Genomic DNA, 7,903 nt, shown 5'->3' with positions numbered 1-7,903 from the left:
CTCCCCACTCCCCCGTAAAAATTGCCGTTGCACGCGATCGCGCTTTTAATTTCTACTATCAAGACAATCTCGATTTACTGCAAAAATTAGGTGCAGAATTAGTATTCTGGAGTCCTTTAGAAGATGCTGAACTACCAGAAGATATCCAAGGAATGTACTTTGGTGGGGGTTTCCCAGAAGTCTGTGCAGAGAGGCTTGCAGCCAACACCAGCGCCCTTCAAACAGTAAAAACGGCAATTTTATCAGGAATGCCCACAATTGCCGAATGTGGGGGCTTAATGTACTTATGTGAGCAAATTATTGATTTTGAGGGTAAATCTTGGCCAATGGTGGGAGTCTTACCCACATCTGCTGTCATGGGTGGACGTTTAACTTTAGGGTATCGTCGTGCAGTAGCTTTGCAAGATAATCTCCTAGTAGCAGCCGGGACAAACATTTACGGACATGAATTTCATCGTTCTTGTTTAAGTATAAATCCCCACAGTCCTTTGTTTGAAACTTATCGCTACGATTGTGACGAAAATATGGGAACTGAAGGATGGGCTTTACCCTGGAACCTCCACGCCTCTTATATTCATTTGCATTGGGGACAAAGCCCAGAAATCCCACAGCAGTTTCTCAAACAATGTCTCAAAAAACCTGATCATAAAACTCTCCGCGCCTCTGCGTGAAATTTCCTAACTAATTTCTTGTAGAAATAGTCATATTCATATCGTCGTTTAGTCTCCGAACCAGACGGGATAACTCGCGAATGATATTCACGGCAATTTCCGGGGTTTCCTCAATGGCATCATACAGTTGCTCTTGGGTCAATTCTAAAAATTCGCAAGGTTCTAGAGTTGTGGCTGAAGCAGAACGAGGTTGAGTATCAAATACTGCCATCTCACCGAAGTATTTTCCTTGTTCTACCTCTGCGAGTTTATTTTCTCCAATGTGGACTTTCACTTTACCTGACACCACAATATAAAGCGATCGCCCTTCTTCTCCCTGTTTAAAAATAGTATGATTTGCCGGAAATTGCAGCTCATGCATCACTGAAGTCAGCCGGACAATAAAATCATCTCGCAATTCCTTAAAAATCGGCACTCGCCGGACAAATAATAAACGGTCAACGCTGCTGAGCATAATTAGAAGTTACAACTTATACATTAAAAATAACAGGACTAGTACCGATCAGGAAGATGATCACGAAATCAGGGATGGGGGAAGAGTTTTCTCAAAGCTAGATCAAACAGAAGCTATCGCTTAGGGAAGAAGAAAGGCGATCGCAAAAATAGTAGTATATAGAAAAAAGCTTGCCCTAAAAAGTTGTTGACAAATTATTTAAACCATATAACTGGCACATTGTCAGTCACAGTAAAGTGATGAACGTCTCAGTGTTGGCAGCCCACACTTGATTCAGCACTAACCAGATTTTGACCACTTTAGTACTTCGGGAAATTTTATGTCTGCAACTGCAATGGGTAGCCGACAGTCACATGAATATCACGCACTACCAGCACAAGCAGCGGCTCAAACCCTCAATAGCGACCCGGAAAAGGGTTTAACTTCAGGAGAAGTTAATAATCGACTCGCAGAATTTGGTAAGAATGAACTCAAGGGCAAACCTGGAAAACCCGCTTGGTTGAGATTTTTATTACAATTTAATCAAGCTTTGCTCTACATTCTGCTGGTAGCTGGGTTAATCAAAGCGTTGTTAGGTCAATGGACAAATGCATCTGTAATTTGGGGCGTAACACTGATTAATGCCATTATCGGCTTTGTTCAGGAATCAAAAGCTGAAGGTGCGATCGCCGCTTTAGCTAAAGCCGTGACTACAGAGGCTACAGTCATCCGTAATGGGCAGAAATCCCGCATTTCTTCCCAAGAATTAGTGCCGGGGGATATAGTCTTGCTGACTTCTGGTGACAAGATTCCGGCTGATTTGCGTCTGCTGAATACGCGCAACTTACAGGTAGATGAGTCAGCCTTGACTGGGGAATCTGTGCCTGTGGAAAAATCTACTACAACTGTCAGTGCAGATACTCCCTTAGCAGAACGGGTGAACATGGCTTATGCAGGGAGTTTTGTCACCTTTGGACAAGGTAACGGGGTCGTAGTTTCCACAGCAAATGCTACAGAAATGGGGCGGATATCCCAGTCCCTAGAACGGCAAACTAACCTGAGTACACCCCTAACTCGCAAGTTTGATAAATTTAGTCACCAATTGCTCTACATAATTTTGGGACTAGCGGCAATGACCTTTGCCGTAGGTTTAGGACAAGGACAGTCCTGGCCAGCAATGTTTGAAGCGGCTGTGGCTTTAGCTGTGAGTGCGATTCCCGAAGGTTTACCGGCTGTGGTGACAGTCACAATGGCCATTGGGGTGGATCGGATGGCACGCCGTCACGCCATTATTCGCAAGTTACCAGCTGTGGAAACTTTAGGCGGTGCGACGGTAATTTGTTCTGATAAAACTGGAACTCTGACGGAAAATCAGATGACAGTCCAGGGAATTTATGCCGGCGGAAATAATTTTTCGGTGAGTGGTACAGGTTATAATCCAGATGGGGATATCCTATTTGAGCAGCAAACTGTAAATTTAGCATCAGGCAATTTCCCCACTCTCAAAGCTTGTTTGATGGCTGGGTTACTCTGCACAGATTCTCATTTAGAACAAAAGAATGGTAATTGGATTGTAGTTGGTGATCCGACTGAAGGTGCTTTAATTGCAGTTGCGAATAAAGCCGGGTGGAATCAGTCCCAGATGGCTAAGTCAATTCCCCGAATCGATGGTATTCCCTTTGAATCTCAGTTTCAGTACATGGCGACGCTACATGATAGCCATGAGTCATTAGAGCAAGCTGGTGATGGTGCTAAAACTATTTACGTTAAAGGTTCTGTAGAGGCAATTTTGAGCCGTTGTCAGGAGATGCTCAATGCTAACGCCGAACCAGAACCAATCAACCGGGAATTAATCGAACAGCAAGTTGAAGCCTTGGCTACCGAAGGGATGCGGGTATTGGCGTTTGCGAAGAAGGTTGTGCCAGATGGTCAAACTTCAGTCGATCACGAGGATATTACCACGGGGTTGATTTTCTTAGGCTTACAGGGAATGATTGACCCACCGCGACCAGAAGTCATCGCTGCGGTGCGTGCCTGTAAAACTGCGGGGATTCAGGTGAAGATGATTACAGGTGACCACATTACCACAGCGAAAGCGATCGCAGAACGAATTGGTTTAGAAAAAGATGGTAGGGTGCGCGCTTTTGAGGGTAAACAACTCACGGCAATGGATGATCATGAACTGACCCTAGCCGCAGAGCATGGTGTAGTATTTGCTAGAGTTGCTCCAGAACAAAAATTCCGGTTAGTAGAATCATTGCAGTCTCAAGGTGAAATTGTCGCCATGACTGGAGATGGTGTAAATGATGCGCCGGCACTGAGACAAGCGGATATTGGCATAGCAATGGGTGGCGCAGGTACAGATGTAGCCAGAGAAGCTTCAGATATGTTGCTTACCGATGATAACTTTGCCTCTATTGAAGCCGCAGTGGAAGAAGGGCGGACAGTTTATCAGAACTTGCGAAAAGCGATCGCCTTTATTCTACCTGTCAACGGTGGCGAATCGATGACAATTCTGATTAGTGCCTTATTCGCCAGAGAGTTACCAATTTTATCGCTGCAAGTTCTGTGGTTGAACATGGTCAACTCAGTCGCTATGACCGTACCTTTAGCATTTGAACCCAAATCTGAGCGAGTAATGAAACTCAAGCCCCGCAACCCACGGGAGCCATTACTTTCAGGTACACTATTTCAACGTATTGCCGCAGTTTCCATATTTAACTGGATTCTAATTTTTGGAATGTTTGAATGGGTGCGTCAAGACACAAATAATATTGATCTGGCGCGGACAATGGCCATTCAAGCTTTAGTAGTTGGGCGAATTGTTTATTTATTGAGTATCAGCCACTTAGGAAATGCTCTATTCCGAACACTCAGAGGTCAGAAAGCCAGGATCAGCGATGGCAAATCAATGGCTTTTGCTATACTCGGCACAATTGTGCTACAAGTCATCTTTAGTCAATGGGGTGTGATGAATACTTTATTTAAAACTGCGCCATTGAATTTAGAGCAATGGCTGATTTGTTTGATTCCCGCTTTACCGATGATTCCCCTAGCTTTGTTTGTGAATCGCATCGATCCTGCGGAATAATTCTTGACTTTGCTGATGGAAAATATGGATTAGTTTCGCGCAAAGGCGCAAAGGCGCAAAGTAAAAAATAATTGCCTATTCCTTTCTTCCCTTGGCGACCTTCTCCCAAGGGGAGACGCTACGCGGTAAGCGAAGCTATGCCGAAGGCTTTAGGCGACTTGGCGGTATGCGCTACGCGCACGCTACGCGAACGATAAATTCATAAATCAAATAAGATCGCTATATGTTATGGAAATGGTGCTTTAGATTATTAATAATATTCCTGGGAGTTTGGCTACTCCTAGATTTAGTTTCGCGTCTAGGAGCAGAAATTTTCTGGTTTGAGAATGTGGGCTATGTGCAAGTATTTCTGCTGAGGATAATTACCCAGGGTGGTTTGTGGATACTTGTGGCTGGTGTTACGGCTACTTTTCTACTGGGAAATCTCAGGTTTGCACAACAGCTAAAATATCCCGATTCTTTGAAGATTAAGGAAGTCCGGCGCGAGGAAGCAGCAATTGACAGTGACCTGCAAAATTTTCTCAGTCCTAACTATCCCAAACCCGATGAAACACAGACACCTAAGTCCCGGACTAAATCGTTAAGATTACTCTGGTTGCTACCCATAGCCTTGGTATTCAGCTTGTTAGTGGGATTAATGCTGGCTCATTACGGTGAAATAGCTGTTAGTTATTGGCATTCTCCGATTATCAGGACTGTTCCACCAGTTCCACCTTTGTTTCGACCAGAGAGAATTTGGCAACTAATCAGTGTGCAAATTGTCTCTCAGGGTTGGTCTATCGCCTTGGTTGCGGGAGTAGCGATCGCCATTATAATTTATCCCCAATTTTTCTTAGCAGCGATCGCACTTGGTTTTAGTCTCCTTTTTGCTTGGGTGCTATCTCACAACTGGGCCAGGGTACTGCAATACTTTAGCCCCACTTCCTTCAAAGCTTCTGAACCTTTATTTGGTCTAGATATTAGCTTCTATATATTTTCCCTGCCATTTTGGGAACTGTTAGAACTCTGGCTGATGGGATTATTTTTGTATGCTTTTGTCTCTGTCAGCCTGACTTATCTCCTGTCAGCAGATAGTCTCAGTCAGGGAATTTTTCCAGGGTTTTCGTCTCGACAACAGCGTCATTTATCCGGCTTGGGTGGCTTATTCATGCTCGTTGTCGCCCTGAGTTATTGGCTGAGTCGTTATGAGCTAGTTTATTCTCAACGTGGGGTAACTTACGGTGCTAGTTATACCGATGTCACAGCCGTTTTGCCAGCTTATACAATTTTGTGCGTCTTCGCCTTAATACTTGCCTTTTACCTGCTATGGCGGACTTTTTCCTGGAAACCCCAGTCTCAGTATCGCCCATTGATATTTTATGGGTTGGGGCTGTATCTAGTGATAGGTATCGCAGCTGATTTTATCCTGCCTACTGTGGTGCAAAATTTAGTTGTGCAGCCCAACGAATTACAGCGAGAGGAACCCTACATTCAGCGTACTATTGCCTTGACTCGGCAAGCATTTGCTCTAGAAGTAATTGATGAGCAAACCTTCAACCCCACAGGAGACTTGACGGAAGCTGATATCCAAAGGAATGATTCGACCATTCGGAATATTCGCCTTTGGGATCAACAACCACTCTTAGAAACTAACCGTCAACTGCAACAAATTCGTCTCTACTATCGGTTCCCCGATGCCGATATTGACCGTTACAGACTTTTTAAAGAATTACCCGCCGAAAGACCCACAGCCCCAGAACAGATTTCAGCAGCCAACCCGGAACAGGAACAGGAAAAACCAACAGAACGGCGGCAGGTATTGATTGCTGCACGGGAATTAGACTATACTGCCGTGCCACAACAAGCTAAAACTTGGGTTAACCGCCATTTAATTTATACTCATGGTTACGGTTTTACCATGAGTCCAGTGAACACAGTGGGGCCAGGTGGGCTACCAGAATATTTTGTCAAAGATATTGCTGGCAATAACGCGAACGCCCTTACAACCTCCAGTGAAGCTATTCGTGACAGCGTTCCCATTGGACAACCCCGGCTTTATTTCGGTGAAATTACTAATACTCATGTCATGACTGGTACAAAAGTCAGAGAATTAGACTTTCCCTCTGGTAGTGATAATGTTTACACTACTTATGATGGAATAGGGGGCATTCGCGTTGGTGCGCCTTGGCGACGGTTATTATTTGCCATGTATTTGAAAGATTGGCAAATGTTATTTACGCGGAACTTTCTGCCAGATACCAAGGTATTGTTTCGGCGGAATATCAAGGAACGCATTCAAGCGATCGCACCTTTTCTACAATTTGATAGTGACCCTTATTTAGTCGCCGCCGATGCCAGCCCTGAAAATGGTAATAGTGATTTCCCTAGTAATAATAATTACCTTTACTGGATCATAGACGCTTATACTACAAGCGATCGCTATCCCTACTCCGACACCACCAGCGCAGAAATCAACTACATTCGTAACTCAGTCAAAATCGTTATAGATGCTTACCACGGTACAGTTAACTTTTACATCGCCGATACCCGTGACCCGATTATTAACACTTGGTCAAAAATATTTCCCAACACCTTCAAACCCCTCAGTAATTTACCCCCTAGCCTCCTCAGCCATATTCGTTATCCGGTAGACTACTTCAAAATTCAATCAGAGCGATTGATGACCTACCACATGACAGACCCCCAGGTATTTTATAACCGAGAAGACCAATGGCAAATACCCAACGAAATCTATGGTAGTGAAGCGCGTCCAGTAGACCCCTACTATTTAATTACCAGCCTCCCCACCCTACCCAACCTCCCCTTTGTTGGCGAAGCCTCTCGTAGAGAAGAATTTATCTTACTACTGCCCTACACACCTAGACAACGCTCTAATTTAATCGCTTGGTTAGCAGCGCGGTCAGACGGTGAAAATTACGGTAAATTACTACTATATGTATTTCCAAAAGAACGCTTAATTTTCGGACCAGAGCAAATTGAAGCCCGAATTAACCAAGACCCAGTAATTTCCCAGCAAATATCCCTGTGGAATCGCCAGGGTTCAAGAGCAGTTCAAGGTAATCTATTGATTATTCCCATTGAACAATCCTTATTATACGTCGAGCCAATTTATTTAGAAGCCACGCAAAACCGACTACCCACTTTAGTCCGAGTCATCGTCGCCTTTGAAAACCGCATAGTCATGGCTCCAACACTAGAGCAAGCATTACAGGGAATATTCCAGCCAGAAGTCACACCAGCCCCAGCCATAATTCGTCCTGTAGAAGAGCCAGCCCCCTCAGAATAGTTATTGTCGGGCGGGTATGTAGTGGCGTGGCAAGCTTAAAATTTTGCATTAGAATCAACTGTCCATTTTTCCGTTGCACCCTCTCCCTCATTGCACATTGGAAATCTCCGAAAAAGAATGTAGAGACGTTCCATGGAACGTCTCTACAAGGGTTCTAGGAAACGCATATTTAATTGTCGGAGATGTCTATTGAGAATATCCTTTTTGCTCATCTCCTCCATTTGATCAATCATCAATAGCGCACTGGATATGTTGCCTCTTTTTAATAATTTGCGTAATTCTATAAATTCTTCAATTGGAACTTAACCTGCTATGCAAAAACCAGGTATTCTAGACTGATAGAAATACCCGACTAGTATGAAAATTTGCTTACTTTTTACAACTAGCCGGATACCGGATATATTTCTATTGTTTCTAGTAAA

The 7,903-nt window shown here is 44.1% G+C and carries 3 protein-coding genes and 1 pseudogene; 3 read left to right on the top strand and 1 reads right to left on the bottom strand.

All coding sequences use genetic code 11. The features are described 5' to 3' along the window. A pseudogene (locus tag AACX33_RS08075) lies at positions 1-671 on the top strand (cobyrinate a,c-diamide synthase); the annotation flags it as partial. A gap of 10 nt (positions 672-681) precedes the next feature. Here AACX33_RS08075 and AACX33_RS08070 read toward each other — a convergent pair. Beyond that, positions 682-1,125, bottom strand: coding sequence for a cyclic nucleotide-binding domain-containing protein (locus AACX33_RS08070; protein ID WP_193997650.1), 444 nt, complete (start codon positions 1,123-1,125; stop codon positions 682-684). 319 nt (positions 1,126-1,444) lie between these two features. Between AACX33_RS08070 and AACX33_RS08065 the strand changes: the two genes are divergently transcribed. Both AACX33_RS08065 and AACX33_RS08060 read left to right on the top strand, forming a co-directional pair. Further along, complete coding sequence (locus tag AACX33_RS08065) at positions 1,445-4,195, top strand: cation-transporting P-type ATPase (RefSeq protein ID WP_193997651.1); 2,751 nt, start codon at positions 1,445-1,447, stop codon at positions 4,193-4,195. A 223-nt stretch (positions 4,196-4,418) separates the two neighbouring features. Further along, on the top strand, positions 4,419-7,481 hold the full coding sequence (locus tag AACX33_RS08060; protein WP_193997652.1) for a UPF0182 family protein: 3,063 nt from the start codon (positions 4,419-4,421) through the stop codon (positions 7,479-7,481). Positions 7,482-7,903: the final 422 nt, after the last annotated feature.

The organism is Nodularia sp. LEGE 04288, from assembly GCF_963896525.1.
In the GTDB taxonomy this organism is placed as follows: Bacteria; Cyanobacteriota; Cyanobacteriia; order Cyanobacteriales; family Nostocaceae; genus Nodularia.
The sequence above is the reverse complement of the archived record's forward strand: the minus strand, read 5'-3'. Positions and strand labels throughout refer to the sequence as shown.